This is a genomic window from Anabaena sp. PCC 7938 (assembly GCF_049315035.1).
Taxonomy (GTDB): domain Bacteria; phylum Cyanobacteriota; class Cyanobacteriia; order Cyanobacteriales; family Nostocaceae; genus Anabaena; species Anabaena cylindrica.
This window is the reverse complement of record NZ_CP186034.1, coordinates 3,852,246-3,866,639: the sequence shown is the minus strand read 5'-3', so window position 1 is coordinate 3,866,639 and position 14,394 is coordinate 3,852,246. Positions and strand designations below refer to the sequence as shown.

10 protein-coding genes are annotated in these 14,394 nt (G+C 39.6%); 7 read left to right on the top strand and 3 right to left on the bottom strand.

All coding sequences use genetic code 11. The annotated features are described in order from the left end of the window. Nucleotide 1 precedes the first annotated feature (1 nt). Complete coding sequence (locus ACOWPH_RS17665; RefSeq protein WP_015216690.1) at nt 2–427, top strand: PIN domain-containing protein; 426 nt, start codon at nt 2–4, stop codon at nt 425–427. A gap of 102 nt (nt 428–529) precedes the next feature. Here ACOWPH_RS17665 and ACOWPH_RS17660 read toward each other — a convergent pair whose 3' ends face one another. Then, complete coding sequence (locus tag ACOWPH_RS17660; protein ID WP_015216689.1) at nt 530–1,660, bottom strand: acyltransferase family protein; 1,131 nt, start codon at nt 1,658–1,660, stop codon at nt 530–532. Nucleotides 1,661–1,780: 120 nt separating this feature from the next. Here ACOWPH_RS17660 and ACOWPH_RS17655 point away from each other — a divergent pair, with 120 nt between their 5' ends. Then, the gene (locus ACOWPH_RS17655; protein ID WP_042466159.1) at nt 1,781–2,242 is read left to right on the top strand and encodes a peroxiredoxin; all 462 of its coding nucleotides are present in this window, start codon (nt 1,781–1,783) and stop codon (nt 2,240–2,242) included. An 80-nt stretch (nt 2,243–2,322) separates the two neighbouring features. Here ACOWPH_RS17655 and hpf read toward each other — a convergent pair whose 3' ends face one another. Then, a complete protein-coding gene (hpf, locus tag ACOWPH_RS17650; RefSeq protein ID WP_015216687.1) occupies nt 2,323–2,958 on the bottom strand; it encodes a ribosome hibernation-promoting factor, HPF/YfiA family in 636 nt (211 codons plus the stop codon). Between the two features lie 610 nt (nt 2,959–3,568). Between hpf and lipB the strand changes: the two genes are divergently transcribed. The 3 genes from lipB to cysH all read left to right on the top strand — a co-directional run bounded on the left by lipB (nt 3,569) and on the right by cysH (nt 6,003). Then, complete coding sequence (lipB, locus tag ACOWPH_RS17645; RefSeq protein ID WP_015216685.1) at nt 3,569–4,258, top strand: lipoyl(octanoyl) transferase LipB; 690 nt, start codon at nt 3,569–3,571, stop codon at nt 4,256–4,258. Nucleotides 4,259–4,407: 149 nt separating this feature from the next. Next, on the top strand, nt 4,408–4,608 hold the full coding sequence (locus ACOWPH_RS17640) for a hypothetical protein (protein ID WP_015216684.1): 201 nt from the start codon (nt 4,408–4,410) through the stop codon (nt 4,606–4,608). A 690-nt stretch (nt 4,609–5,298) separates the two neighbouring features. Beyond that, on the top strand, nt 5,299–6,003 hold the full coding sequence (cysH, locus tag ACOWPH_RS17635; protein ID WP_015216683.1) for a phosphoadenosine phosphosulfate reductase: 705 nt from the start codon (nt 5,299–5,301) through the stop codon (nt 6,001–6,003). Nucleotides 6,004–6,406: 403 nt separating this feature from the next. On the opposite strand, the gene ACOWPH_RS17630 is transcribed toward cysH, so the two are convergent. Further along, nucleotides 6,407–6,613: a hypothetical protein gene (locus ACOWPH_RS17630; protein WP_015216682.1), complete on the bottom strand. Its 207-nt coding sequence runs from the start codon at nt 6,611–6,613 to the stop codon at nt 6,407–6,409. Between the two features lie 93 nt (nt 6,614–6,706). Here ACOWPH_RS17630 and sbcD point away from each other — a divergent pair, with 93 nt between their 5' ends. Together sbcD and ACOWPH_RS17620 are read left to right on the top strand one after the other, a co-directional pair. Beyond that, on the top strand, nt 6,707–7,945 hold the full coding sequence (gene sbcD, locus ACOWPH_RS17625) for an exonuclease subunit SbcD (RefSeq protein WP_015216681.1): 1,239 nt from the start codon (nt 6,707–6,709) through the stop codon (nt 7,943–7,945). 323 nt (nt 7,946–8,268) lie between these two features. Then, nucleotides 8,269–13,929, top strand: a complete 5,661-nt coding sequence (locus tag ACOWPH_RS17620; RefSeq protein ID WP_015216680.1) for a GAF domain-containing protein — start codon at nt 8,269–8,271, stop codon at nt 13,927–13,929. The last annotated feature ends 465 nt before the right edge of the window (nt 13,930–14,394 follow it).

Sequence of the window (14,394 nt, the reverse complement as noted above, 5' to 3'; positions counted from 1 at the left end):
AGTGTCTAGAAATCAGCCAATTATTGTTGATACAAATATTTTATTTTCAGCTTTATTGAACAGCCAATCTAGTTTTACTAACCTCCTTTTTCAAGGAGAATATAGTTATTATATCTGTGAGCTAGTATTGGTAGAGTTATTTAAGCGTAAAGAAAAGATAATCAAAGTTAGTCAGTTATCTGAAAACGAAATAGTGCGAATTTACCAAATATTATTACAAAGACTCAATCTCTATAAAGAAGACTTAATTGCACCTGATAACCGAGCAGCAGCTTATACTTTATGTAAAGATGTTGATGAAAGTGACACTCCTCATGTTGCTTTAACATTGGAATTAGAAGGCTTATTATGGACAGGAGATAAAAAATTGAAAGAAGGATTGATGAGAAAAGGCTTTGATAAATTCTTTGAACCGAAAAGTTTTTAATCACTGAAGCCAAATAAGGTAGATTTTGATTCAAAAGAAGAGATATAAAGCCAGATTCGCAGAATTTGGACAGGCAAGATGCCCGCCCTACAAGAGTTTTATTTACACTTTAAGAAACCAGCCTTTCTGATACATCAAGACAGCAACACCGTACCACAACAAGACGGTAACAACCCCAAATAAAAGTGATCCGTTGAAATTCCCTGCCCAAGATGCAAAGATATTTTGGTAAATCCAATTGTAGATGCTGATGGCGGTTTCACCTGTGCCAATTTGGGTTTTTGCTGTGATTTTGATTAACAAGACAGATGCAACAAAAAGTGCGATCGCATTTAAGCCCATAATCTCAAATGGTTTACTCCAGCGTTTTATTACCCTCACTTCTATCAATTCATAACAAGCAGCTAATAACATTAATGCCCAACCAGTGGTAAATACAACATAAGAACTTGTCCATAGTTTCTTATTAATGGGAAATGCTACATCCCAAATAATCCCAATTACTAAACAACACAAACCGAATAATACTAAATCCATACTGGTTTGTGAATTAGCTTGTTTTTTATCTTTTATCCATTCCCCAGTAAAATAACCAGCTAAAACGCTAACTATGGCGGGAATTGTACTATATAATCCTTCTGGATCTCCCATAAAATTAAAACCATCACCTTTGTATAACTGCGCTTTGGGAATAATTAATCTGTCAATAAAAGCGCCAAAATTACCTTCTCGCGTCAATACTCCTGCACCATATTCGGGAACGGGAATATACATCATTGTTAACCAATAACCAATAAGTAAAACCCCTGCTAATATCAATTGACTTTTGCGTGGTAGTTTTAAAACTATCAAAGATGCAAACAGGTAGGAAAGGCTAATCCTTTGTAATACTCCCATTAAGCGGATACTACTTAAGTCAAAAGTCCAAACACCTTTATTCCAAAAGCCGTTAAGTAGTAATCCTAAAATAAAGAGAATTGCAGCACGTCGCAAAATGCGTAAGTAAACTGCTTTGGTGGGTTTGTTGTCTGCGGTGTATTTTGATAATGAAAAGGTCATTGCTACACCAACAATGAACAGAAAAAAAGGAAATACTAAATCAGTTGGTGTACAACCGTTCCATTCAGCATGATCTAGAAGGGAATATTTATTATCTGCGACTCCCACCATATTGACGAGAATCATACCCGCAATGGTGATACCGCGAAACACATCGAGTGAAGTCAGGCGCATAGGCGGATTATTTTTTTTGATAACTATCTACCCTACCCCGCCCGATGCACCTTATCAAGGAAAATTTATAGACTAAGTTACAAGGTAAAATTTTATTAAGTAATGTTTGAATTTTTTAATATGGCTATCAAAGTTGGAGATCAAGCCCCAGATTTTTCTTTACCTGCCCAAAACGGTTCTACAGTCAGCCTGAGAGATTTTCGTGGTCAACAGGCTGTTGTCCTTTATTTTTATCCCAAGGATGATACACCAGGATGCACTATGGAATCTTGCGCTTTTCGGGATCAGTATGAAGTATTTAAAGGCGTTGGTGCTGAGGTGATTGGTGTGAGTGGTGATTCTAGCGAGTCTCACCAGAAGTTTGCAGCCAAGCACAATTTACCATTTACGCTTTTGAGTGATCAAGGTGATCAGGTGCGGAAGCTATATGGTGCAACTACTGCTTTTGGTTTTATCCCCGGCCGGGTGACTTATGTAATTGACCAACAGGGAATTGTGCAGTATGTGTTTGATTCTATGTTGAATTTTAAAGGCCATGTTGAGGAAACTTTGAAAACTCTGCAACAGTTGGCTGCAAAGTAGGAGGATTTTTAACGCAGAGGGGCGCAAAGGTTAGCGCAGAGGTTCACAGAGTATATTCTCTGCGTTCCTCTGCGTTTTAATTAGGCTTTAGATTTTTCTGGTACAGCGATGTTAGCTGTTTTGCCATTTTTGCCGTTGGTATGACCGTTACCGTTGCGGGGTTGAATGACACCAAAACCGCCGTGATTACGTTCGTAAATGACGTTAATTTCTCCGGTTTCGGCGTTACGGAACATATAAAAGTCGTGTCCTACGAGTTGCAGTTGTTCTTGGGCTTCTGCAAGGGTCATGGGGGGCATGGAAAAATATTTGGTGCGGACGACTTCTCCTGGTAGTTCGGGAGTGCGATCGCCTATTAAATCAGTTACTGGTTCAGGCGCTACTACCTCGTTGGTTGGTATGGGTTGGGTTTTGTGGTCTTGTCTTCGTTCTTTATATTTACGCAGTTGCCGGGCTATTTTATCTGCAACTAAGTCAATACTTGCATATAAGTTTTCGCTGCTTTCCTCGGCACGGATGACGCTACCATTAGCATATATAGTGACTTCCGCAGCTTGTCTGGTACTAATTCGGGGATTGCGAGCTACGCTTAAATGGACATCCACTTCGTTTGTGATGTTCTGAAAGTGACTAACTGCTTTTTCAATTTTTTGATGCACATATTCCCGGATGGCATCGGTGATTTCTATATTTTTACCGTGGATGACAAGCTTCATGTAAACTCTCCCGCTCAATATTTATTTGATGTGAATGTATTTTGTATGAACAGAGATTGCGGTCAGTCTATCATTGCCGCTAATACAAATTTTGAACTGCTTTTGATGTATGGCTGTCGCATCTTTATTTATGACCACCTCTAGCCTTGATTTACTTTGTCAAACTCTGCTCGGTTTACCAATGGGTTGCTAAACAATCGGATATGTCCATAAAGTCTGTAAATACAGCAGTTTTGACTTTTATATCCTTGCTGTGTTTGTTAGAGCAACATTTACAAACTTAGGAGTGTTTGCTCCTTCTTTATTTTGTAGGCTTGGTTATCTTTTATTTAATAATATACAAGCCTTTGTCGAAGTTTTATCCTGATCAATGTCATCAATTTCTGAAAATCTATCACCTAGTCCGTTCGTTCCTATTGTCTTGGCTTGATGATGATTGTAGAGAATTCCTCCTAACACCATTGAGGTTATATATTCAAGTTAACACTTTGTTGTTTATATAGCTAATTCCCTTGATGTTCCTTTAAAATCCTTTGCATAGCTTGACATTTATTGACTTTATTATGGCAAGTTGAAATATATTTAGTCATTTACCCAATTGATTTTTGGCATGATTCATAGTAGTGCAACCGCAAAATATCGGTGTTTTTTATACAACCAAGGATTAATGCCATATTTAGATGCTCATCAATGGCAGCGATCGCTTCTCCAAGAACGTATCAATAACCCCAGCCTAGATGACGTACTCATTTTGCTAGAACATCCCCCTGTTTACACTCTGGGTAAAGGAGCTAATTCAGAATTTATCAAATTTGATATTGACAAAAGCGAGTATGATGTGCATCGAGTTGAAAGAGGTGGTGAAGTAACTTATCATTGTCCTGGTCAACTGGTGGGGTATCCGATTTTAAATCTGCAACGTTATCGTCAAGACCTGCATTGGTACTTGCGTCAACTAGAGGAAGTGTTAATTCGCGTTTTGGCAAATTATGGATTGTCAGGCGATCGCATTCCCGGTTTTACTGGTGTATGGTTAGAAGGTTACAAAGTCGCAGCCATAGGCATTAAAGTCAGTCGTTGGGTGACTATGCACGGTTTTGCTTTAAATGTTTGTCCTGATCTAAAAGGCTTTGAACGTATTATCCCTTGTGGCATTGCTGATAAGGCTGTCGGTAGTTTAGCAGACTGGATTCCCGGTATTAAATGTCAAGAAGTACGTTTTTGCGTAGCCCACTGCTTTTCTGAAGTATTTGGCGTAGAATTAGTCGAGTCTCAGTTTGAAAAATCTGCATATTCTTAATTTAAGGAGCAGAATTGCAGAAACTTGCTGACAACTTTTTGGAAACTTTATGATCTACGTCACATTTTAATCACAGTATTCAAAGTACAATATGCACATTTGCCAGCAAATATACTCACTTTTGATATACATTAACTGAAAATGCGCTTGTGAATTACTCCAATAATCTACAGGTAAGCCCTTCCTCATACACCACCCTCAGAGAACGAGACTGGGAAGCTTTGATATCATTGTTCGACAGAGACGACAGTGATGAAATTGAAGCCGAAATCAAAAGTAAATTGGTTTGGTTAGTCCCAGAACCATGTTGGGAAGATAATCCCTTTGAATTCTTACGTGAGTTTCTTTGATATTCCTTTGGCTTACTAAAAAGAGAAGGCTAGGCTTGTATTAGCCCATAGCTGTCTGTAGTGAAATACCATCACAGACAGTTTTTTTGTATTGGGTTTGATCACTTCTACACTGCAAACAGGTGAAATCTGGACTTATATAATACATACTGGGTTTTTAGGTAACTTGATTTTTCGGTACATACTGCGGTTTTCTAGAGTTTTTTATTTAGTTATATTTAATTGTGTCTACCATTTATTACAAAATGTAAAAACCCCGCTCAGTTTTGAACAGGGTTAATGTAAATTTTTTGGTTAAAAGTCACTATTTTGTGATTAAAACACGCTCATAATCGTAATGATCCCCGCACTGGTCAAAACGATTAAAAAGCCCATAACTATAGACTGATTCAAGCTATTTGGTAATTTCGTATTATTCATTATTTTGTTAAATCCTGAGAATTTTAAAGCTTAGGTTAAGAATAACAGGATTAATATAAACATCTATGCAAAAGCAAGTAAAAATTAAAATTGCTTAACTTATCTTAATATATGCGATTATATTTATTAATACGTGTTCAAATATAACAATGTGACTAACCTGTAGTGATACCCGTACAGGATAAATACCCAATTATCGGGAGGAATGTGTGCCTTGATAGGTTAAAATTAAGTTTAGTCAAGGTAAAAAAATTTTTCTAGAAAACGATCATGACAGTTTCCACAGCTTTTGACTTAGATCAATTAAATCAACAATTTGAAACCGCCACTCCCAAAGAAATACTAGCGTGGTCTATTGAGAATATTCCCACAGGACTAGTGCAAACAAGCGCTTTTAATGTAGATGACTTGGTAATTACTCATATTCTCTATACTGAACTAAAGCATCCTGTTCCCGTCATTTTTCTTGACACCCTGTACCACTTCCCCCAAACTCTAGAACTGGTTGCGAAAGCTAAAGAAATCTACAATCTAGATTTGCAAACTTATAAAACTCCAGATGTAAATAGCCGCGAAGCCTTTACAGCTAAATATGGTGAAGCACTTTGGGACAAAGATATTGCCCAATTCCACCAAGTTACAAAAATTGAACCACTCTTACGGGGTTTAGACGATTTAAATACCGTCGCTTGGATTACAGGCCGCCGTCGTGACCAAGCCGTTACCCGCGCGAATATGCCTATATTTGAATTAGATAATCTGGGAAGATTGAAAGTAAATCCCATCGCTGCTTGGACACGAAAAGATAGTTGGGTTTATGTCGCTGAACATGGAGTAATTTACAATCCTCTTCATGACCAAGGTTATCCCAGTATTGGTGATGAACCTATTACCACCAAAGTAGCTGACGGTGAAGACGAACGCGCTGGACGCTGGAGAGGAAGTGAAAAAACTGAGTGTGGTATTCACATTTAGTTAGTTGTCAGAGTAGGGTGTGTTAGCGACAGCGTAACGCACCTTAATTGATATACTTGATTTAATTTGTCTGAATCAGGATATCCAGGATTTAAGAATTTTCAGGATTAAATTACCCATAGAGAATATCTTTGTAACCTCTTACCTCCGTGTCCTTTCCTTCGGAACGCTTCGCGAACGCTTCTTCGTGGTTCCATAAAAAAGATAGAATATGTCTGAATCAGTATGTCCAGGATTTGAGGATTTTCAGGATGTGATTGGATGATTTATGATGGGAAGTTGGGATTTTTAGGATGTTGTTGAATGATTGGTTTTGAATAATTTAAACCATCTAAAAATTACCATCCTGTTAGTCCTTTAATCTTGGTTATCCTTATTCAGACTTAATAATTTTCTGTAACCTTTAAATGTTACAGTCCTTGTGGAAACCTTCCACATATTTAGGGTAATTAGCATCTCTACACAAACGATTATTAGGAGTTTTAATAACAACCGGAAAATTTAAATCTTTATGTCTTGCTTTATAAATAATACCAAAATCCTCAGAACCAAGTTCCTCTTCTATTACATATTGGGGACGTTGTTTTAATGGCTTCCCTGGTTGTAACATAGAAAGATGTATGCTTGAATATAACCGTAATTTTAACAGAATTGGGTGATTGAAAATTGCGGTTAGTTCTAAACTAATAACGAAGAACTAATTATGATTAAAATTCTCCACCTTTCAGATATCCACATGGGAAGCGGTTTCTCCCACGGACGCATCAATCCAGTTACGGGTTTGAATACACGTTTAGAGGATTTTGTTAATACTTTATCTTTGTGTATTGACCAAGCCCTAGCTGATGCTGTAGATATGGTGATATTTGGCGGTGATGCTTTTCCTGATGCTACGCCACCGCCTTATGTACAGGAAGCTTTTGCTAGTCAATTTCGTCGTCTTGTTGATGCTGATATCCCGACGGTGCTGTTAGTGGGTAATCATGATCAACATTCCCAGGGAATAGGAGGCGCAAGTTTAAATATTTACCGGACTTTGGGTGTACCGGGGTTTGTGGTGGGTGATACTTTGACTACTCACCATATTCAAACTCGTAATGGAAAGGTGCAGGTAATTACTCTCCCTTGGTTAACTCGTTCTACTTTGATGACTCGTCAAGAAACTGCGGGTTTGTCTATGGCGGATGTTAATCAACTGTTAACAGAACGGTTACAGGTGGTTTTAGAAGGGGAAATTCGCCGACTTGACCCTGATGTACCAACGGTGCTTTTGGCACATTTGATGGCTGATAATGCAACTTTGGGGGCGGAACGTTTGTTGGCTGTGGGTAAGGGTTTTACTTTACCGCTATCTATGCTAACGCGTCCTTGTTTTGATTATGTGGCTTTGGGACACGTTCACCGTCACCAGAATTTAAATAAATCGAATGATCCACCGGTGATTTATCCGGGAAGTATTGAAAGGGTCGATTTTAGTGAGGAGAAGGAAGATAAGGGTTATGTGATGGTGGAATTGGAACGGGGAAAAGTAAATTGGGAATTTTGCTCTTTACCTGTACGAGTATTCCGCACGATTGAGGTAGATTTATCTAAGGCTGATGATCCCCAAGGGGTTTTGTTTAAAGCGATCGCAAAACATAATCTTCAAGATACCGTAGTTCGACTGATTTACAAACTGCGATCAGAACAGTTAGATTTAATTGACAACTCTTCTATACATGATGCCTTAAGTGTAACGCATACATACACAATTCAACCAGAGTTAGTTAGTCAGTTAGCTAAACCTCGTATTCCTGAATTAAGTGCAAGTAGCAGTATTGACCCGATGGAAGCGTTAAAAACTTATTTAAATAATCGGGAAGATTTAAAAGACCTTGCTACATCTATGTTAGAAGCGGCACAAACTTTATTACAAGATGATGAAGAAATTTTGTTAATATAACAAGAGTTAGGAGTTAAAAATCAGGATTATAACCCTTTTGTAGAGGGATTTTTATGATCAATTGATGCATTAATAACCACCTTGTCAATTGTTGTACAAATTTAAAAACATATTACATCAACTTTTTTTAGTTACAAGTTGAAAGGAGTTCAGAAGCCAGTTTTACTCCTGATTGCTGACTCCTGCTATAACTGCCTAAAGCATCTGGTGGGTGAGTGAAAGAGGAAAAACCTTTACCCAGTGACTTTTACTCAACACAAATATTGCTACAACTCCATTGTTAGACTGTGAAATAAATCATTCCCATGTCCATACACAAATAAATGTTTAGCCGTTCCGTAATACTTACCCCATCAGAATTGAAATCTGCTATTATCCGTAATCCTCTGATAGTTAAACCAGAGACAACGGTAATAGATGCGATCGCAATGCTTGCAGCAGGCATCGGTCAAATGGGTGGTGTAGGAGCAATATCTAATACTAAAATAATAGATGGGCAATTGGATGAACTCCATTTAGAGACAAGACCAAGCTGCGTGCTGGTAATGGAAGATGGTAAGTTGTTGGGCATTTTCACAGAACGCGATGTAGTACGCCTGATTTCCCAGCAACATTCCTTAGAGAATTTGGTGATTCAAGATGTGATGACTTATCCAGTTGTCACCCTATACGAATCGGCTTTTAGCGATTTATTTTCTACAATTAATCTCTTGCAGCAGTATCACATTCGCCACATACCCATCCTGAATGAGCAAGATTGTGTGGTTGGGCTAGTAACTGATGAAAGTCTACGGCAAATATCTAATCCCATATACCCGTTGCGATCGCGGCTAGTATCTGCGGCAATGACAAATGAGGTAATTTGTGCAGCACTAGATAGTTCCATACGGACGATTGTCCAACTTATGGCAAAAAACTGCATTAGTTGCGTCATCATTGTCCAGAAACGTGGTAGCCAAGCTCAACCACTACAAATTCCGGTGGGAATTATCACAGAGCAAGATATTGTTAAATTTCAAGTATTGGGTTTGAACTTAGAAACTAGTCAAGCCGAAACAGTCATGAGTGCGCCTATTTTCTCCGTGAAACCTAATGATTCCCTGGAGATGGTGCAGCAGATCATGGAACAACAGTTAATTCGGAAATTGGCAGTGACGAATGAGGAAGGGAATTTATTGGGAATAGTCACCCAAAATAGTCTACTACAGACACTTAACCCTTTAGAACTCTACAAACTGGCAGAGGTATTAGAAGAAAAAGTATTGCGGTTAGAAGCAGAAAAAATCCTCCTCCTAGAAACTCGCACCGTTGAATTAGAAAAAGAATTAGCAGATCAAAACATCGCTCTCCAGACTAAAACAGAGCAAGAAAAACTGGTGGCAATAATCGCTACTCAAATTCGATCATCCCTGAATTTGCAAACAATTCTGGATACAACAGTTGAACAGATACGGCAATTGCTGAATTGCGATCGCGTCACTATTTGGCAATTAGAAGCCAATGGGAAACTAATTACTGTGGCTGAGTCCACAGGCTGCACCCTATCTCTGCTAGGGCAACAAAGTCAAGACCAATGTATTAGCCAACAACTTGTTGAGATCTATCAGCAAGGCAAGATTCGCATTGTGCCAGATATCTACACGACCGAGATGTCAGACTGTCACCGCAATCTGTTAATTAGCCTCGATATCCGTGCCAAAATTTTGATGCCGCTGATGTGTGGTGATGAATTGTGGGGCTTTCTCAACGTTACCGAAAGCCAGCACCCCCGTCAGTGGCAAGATTCAGAAATCGAACTATTGAAACTGTTAACAGTACAACTAGCGATCGCCCTTCAGCAAGCTACCACCCACCAAAAATTACAGGAAGAACTAAGAGAACGCCAACGGGCTGAATCAACACTGCAAAAATTGGTAACAGGAACTGCTGCTGTGACAGGAGATGACTTTTTTCCAGCGTTAGTGCAACATATTGCCGAAGCCTTAGATGTCAGCTATGCGATCGTTACCGAACTAGTGGGTGATCAACTTCATACCCTGGGTTTCTGGGCTAATGGATCTTTACAACCATCAGTTTCCTACTATGCGGCTCATACACCGTGCAAATATGCCCTCAGAGATGGGCAATTTTACTGCAAAAGCGGAATACAAGAAGCCTTTGCTAATGATTTTGATTTGGTGATGATGCGGGCAGATAGTTATTTGGGCATTGCCCTAAAAGACGATCTAGGTAATGCAATTGGCAACCTTTGCATTCTAGATGTACAGCCTTTACATAATTCTCAACTCAAAGAAGCTAGGGACATTCTTCAAGTATTTGCAGCACGAGCAGCAGCAGAATTGCAACGCAAAATAGCTAAAGATGCCTTAATTAGCTTGAATCACAACTTAGAACTAAGGATAGAACAACGGACAACCAAACTACAAGCCAGAGAAGCTCAACTGCGCGATTTATTCGATAATGCCACCGATTTGATTCAAAGTATTTCCCTCAATGGTCGAATTTTATTTGTTAATAAATCATGGAAAGAAGCCTTGGGATACGATGATACCGACTTAGAAAAGTTGTCCATTTTTCAAGTTATTCATCCCGATGAACTTGTACACTGTCAAACAGTAATGGCAAGTTTAGCTTCTGGTAATCCCTCTATGAGCATGGAAACCAGATTTTTGACCAAAGATGGCCGCGAAATTATCGTTGAAGGCAATGTCAATTGTCAGTTTGCCAAGGGAAAACCGATAGCGACACGGGGTGTTTTTCGGGATATTACCCAGCGTAAACAAGCTGAACTCGCCCTAGAAGAAGCACAACAATTTCTTTACACTGTACTTGATACATTTCCCCTATTTATATTTTGGAAAAATCGAGAATCAGTTTATTTAGGCTGTAACCAAAACTTTGCTATCAGTGGGGGGTTTGCTTCCCCTGCTGAAGTTATCGGTAAGACAGATGATGATTTTCCTTGGCGAAATGGGGAAGCAGATATCTATCGAGCCGATGATCGCCAGGTGATCGAATCTGGTATAGCTAAACTCGGCATTATTGAAACTCAGCAACAGACCAATGGATCAACAATCTGGTTAGAAACCAATAAATTGCCCTTGCGTAATCTGAAGGGGGAAGTAATTGGGATTTTGGGAACTTATCAAGACATTACCGAACGGAAACAAGCCGAGAATGCATTGCAAAATAGTGAACTTCGTTTCCGCCGAATGTTTGATTCTAGTGTAGTTGGGATGATTTTTGCTGATTTTCAGGGGCGTATTCTTGATACCAATGATCGTTTCTTACAGATGCTTGGCTACACTAGGGATGACTTCAATGCCGGGGCAATTAATTGGTTAGCAATTACTCCATCTGAATATATACCGACCGACTTTGCCGCCATAGATCACCTGATGAAATATGGCGAAATTGACCCCTGGGAAAAGGCATACTACCGTCAGGATGGTAGCCGAATTCCTGTTCTCATTGGAGCAGCGATCCTCCCGGAATCAAAGGATCAAACTATTTGTGTGGTGGTGGATATTAGCGAACAAAAAGCTGCACTGCGGGAACGTCAAGAAGCTGAACTCTCTCTGCAACAGGAGGCGATGTACAAACAGTTGCTCTTAACTCTTAGCCAAGCAATTCGTGAATCCCTAGAAATTGAAGTCATTCTCAATACTTCTGTCAATGAGGCTAGATCATTACTGGTAGTAGATCGGGTAGCAGTTTACCGCTTTCAACCCGATTGGAGTGGTGAATTTATTACCGAGGCTGTGGTTCCTGGTTGGGTAAAGCTTGCAGCAGAATCTGATGTTAAAAAGGTTTGGCAAGACACCTATCTCCAAGAAACTCAAGGAGGTAGATTCCGAAACTACGAAACCTTAATAGTCCGTGATATTTATCAAGCTGGTTTGCAGCCCTGTCATATTGAACTTTTGGAACAGTTTCAAGCCAGAGCTTATGTGATTACACCCATTTTCGTAGGTGAATCACTCTGGGGTCTGTTAGGGATGTACCAAAATGATCAGCCTTATTGGTGGACAACGGGGGAAATCGAATTATTACAACAAATTGCCAGCCAGTTAGCGATCGCTATTTACCAAGCAAATTTATATCAACAAGTCCAAGCAGAATTGATCATCCGCCAAAAAGCTGAATTAGCTATCTCTCATCAGTTACAGCAACAGCGCACTCTAGGGAAAATAGTGCAGAAAATTCGAGACTCGCTAGATATCAAAGATATTTTAGCAACGGTGACTCAGGAGATCAAAAACTCGCTTAATTGCGATCGCGTCATCGTTTTTCGTCTTTTTGCTGACGGTGAAAGCCAAATTGTTGAAGAAGCCGTTTCTGGTGAGTTAGTAAGCCTCAAAAACCGCCACTGGGATAATGAAGTCTGGTCTCAAGAAATTCTTGATTACTACTGGCAAGGGCAACCCCGGATTGTAACCGATGTCATGGAAGATATTTGGACAGATTGCCTGGTGGAATATTCCATCGAAGGTCAAGTCCAGTCGAAAATCGTCGCACCGATTTTGCAAGAAGCGCAAGATGGAGAAAAAAATCGCTGGGTAGCCTCTGGGGAAAATAACAAACTTTGGGGCGTTTTGGTTGTTCATGCTTGCTCAGAAAAACGAATCTGGAAAGACTGTGAAGCCCAACTTCTCCAACAAATTGCTAACCAGTTAGCGATCGCAATTCAACAAGCAAATCTTTTTGAAAAATTACAGCAAGAACTCACAGAAAGGCAGAAAACAGAAATAAAGTTAACCCACAGCAATCAACAACTGGCCATTTCTAACGAAGAACTCGCCCGCGCCACCCGCCTCAAGGATGAATTTCTCGCCAACATGAGTCATGAACTACGTACTCCCTTAAACGCTATTTTAGGCATGACTGAAGCTCTGCAAGAGCAAGTTTTTGGCGGCATTAACGAACGCCAACTCAAAGCATTAAAAACTGTTGAGAATAGCGGTAATCATCTACTGGAATTGATCAATGACATCCTGGATTTAGCCAAAATTGAAGCCGGACAGATCAATCTCAACTGTACTTCAATTTCTGTATCTCATCTGTGCCAATCCAGTTTGGCATTTATCAAACAGCAAGCACTGAAAAAGCGCATCAAGCTAAATATTAAACTGCCACAAAACCTACCTGATCTGTTCGTCGATGAAAGACGGATTCGTCAAGTATTAATTAACCTACTTAATAATGGAGTGAAATTTACTCCACAAGGAGGAAGCATTACTTTAGAAGTCACCCAATTTCACCCCGACATGGAGAACGCTGATTTCTTCCCCCAGGGCTTCTTGCGAATTACCGTGATTGATACTGGCATTGGGATCTCCCCGGAGAATATCAATAGACTATTTCATCCTTTCATCCAAATTGATAGTTCCTTAAGTCGTCAGTATAACGGTACAGGTTTGGGACTAGCATTAGTGAAACAAATTGTCGAACTTCATGGTGGTCAGGTAGGGCTAACCAGTGAACTTGGTGTAGGTAGTTGCTTTATGATTGATTTACCCTGTAGTCCCCTTTTATCTGAAATCACCACAGATGATCAATCAGCCTCTACTTCAGAATTGGACTTCCTAACTGCTGAGGAAGCTGAAAGCCAAGCCCCCTTGATTTTGTTAGCAGAAGATAATGAAGCCAACATTATTACATTTTCTAGCTATCTGGAAGCCAAAGGCTATCAAATTATCTTAGCTAGGGATGGTCATGAAGCCGTTAACCTTGCTAAAACTCACCAGCCTAATTTGATTTTAATGGATATTCAAATGCCGGGAATGGATGGATTAGAGGCTATGACACAAATTCGCCTCGATCCTAAATTAATCAATATACCGATCATTGCACTCACGGCTTTGGCCATGACAGGCGATCGTGAACGATGTTTAGAAGCGGGGGCAAATGATTATTTGACTAAGCCAGTTATGCTCAAACAACTGGCTACCACGATTCAACAGCTTTTAAACAAAGATGGGTAAATCCTAAATCGAGACAATTAATATCATATAAAGAAGTTAGGAGTCAGGAGTCAGGAGTCAGGAGTCAGGAGTCAGGAGAAAGAAGAAAAGAAGGAAGAAGAAAAGAAGGAAGAAGAATATTTTTCTCTTCTGTTACCTGTTACCTGTTACCTGACTATACAAGTAAATCCAGGAATCAAACCGGATTCCCATATATCAAACATTCTGTATACTGAATCCTTACAATAAAACTTATTTAGGGTTTGCTAAATAAACCAAAAACCTAGATATATCAACAGTTTGAAGGTTAAAAAAGTGAATGAGGTGCAAGGAATAAGCGTTGAAACTGTTCATTTACCTATCACTTGAGCAGATTCAAGACTATTCTTCTCTTCTTCTAATTCTTCTTCCTCCTGACTCCTGACTCCTGACTCCTGACTCCTAACTCCTGACTCCTGACTCCTGACTCCTGATGGTTACGCTATC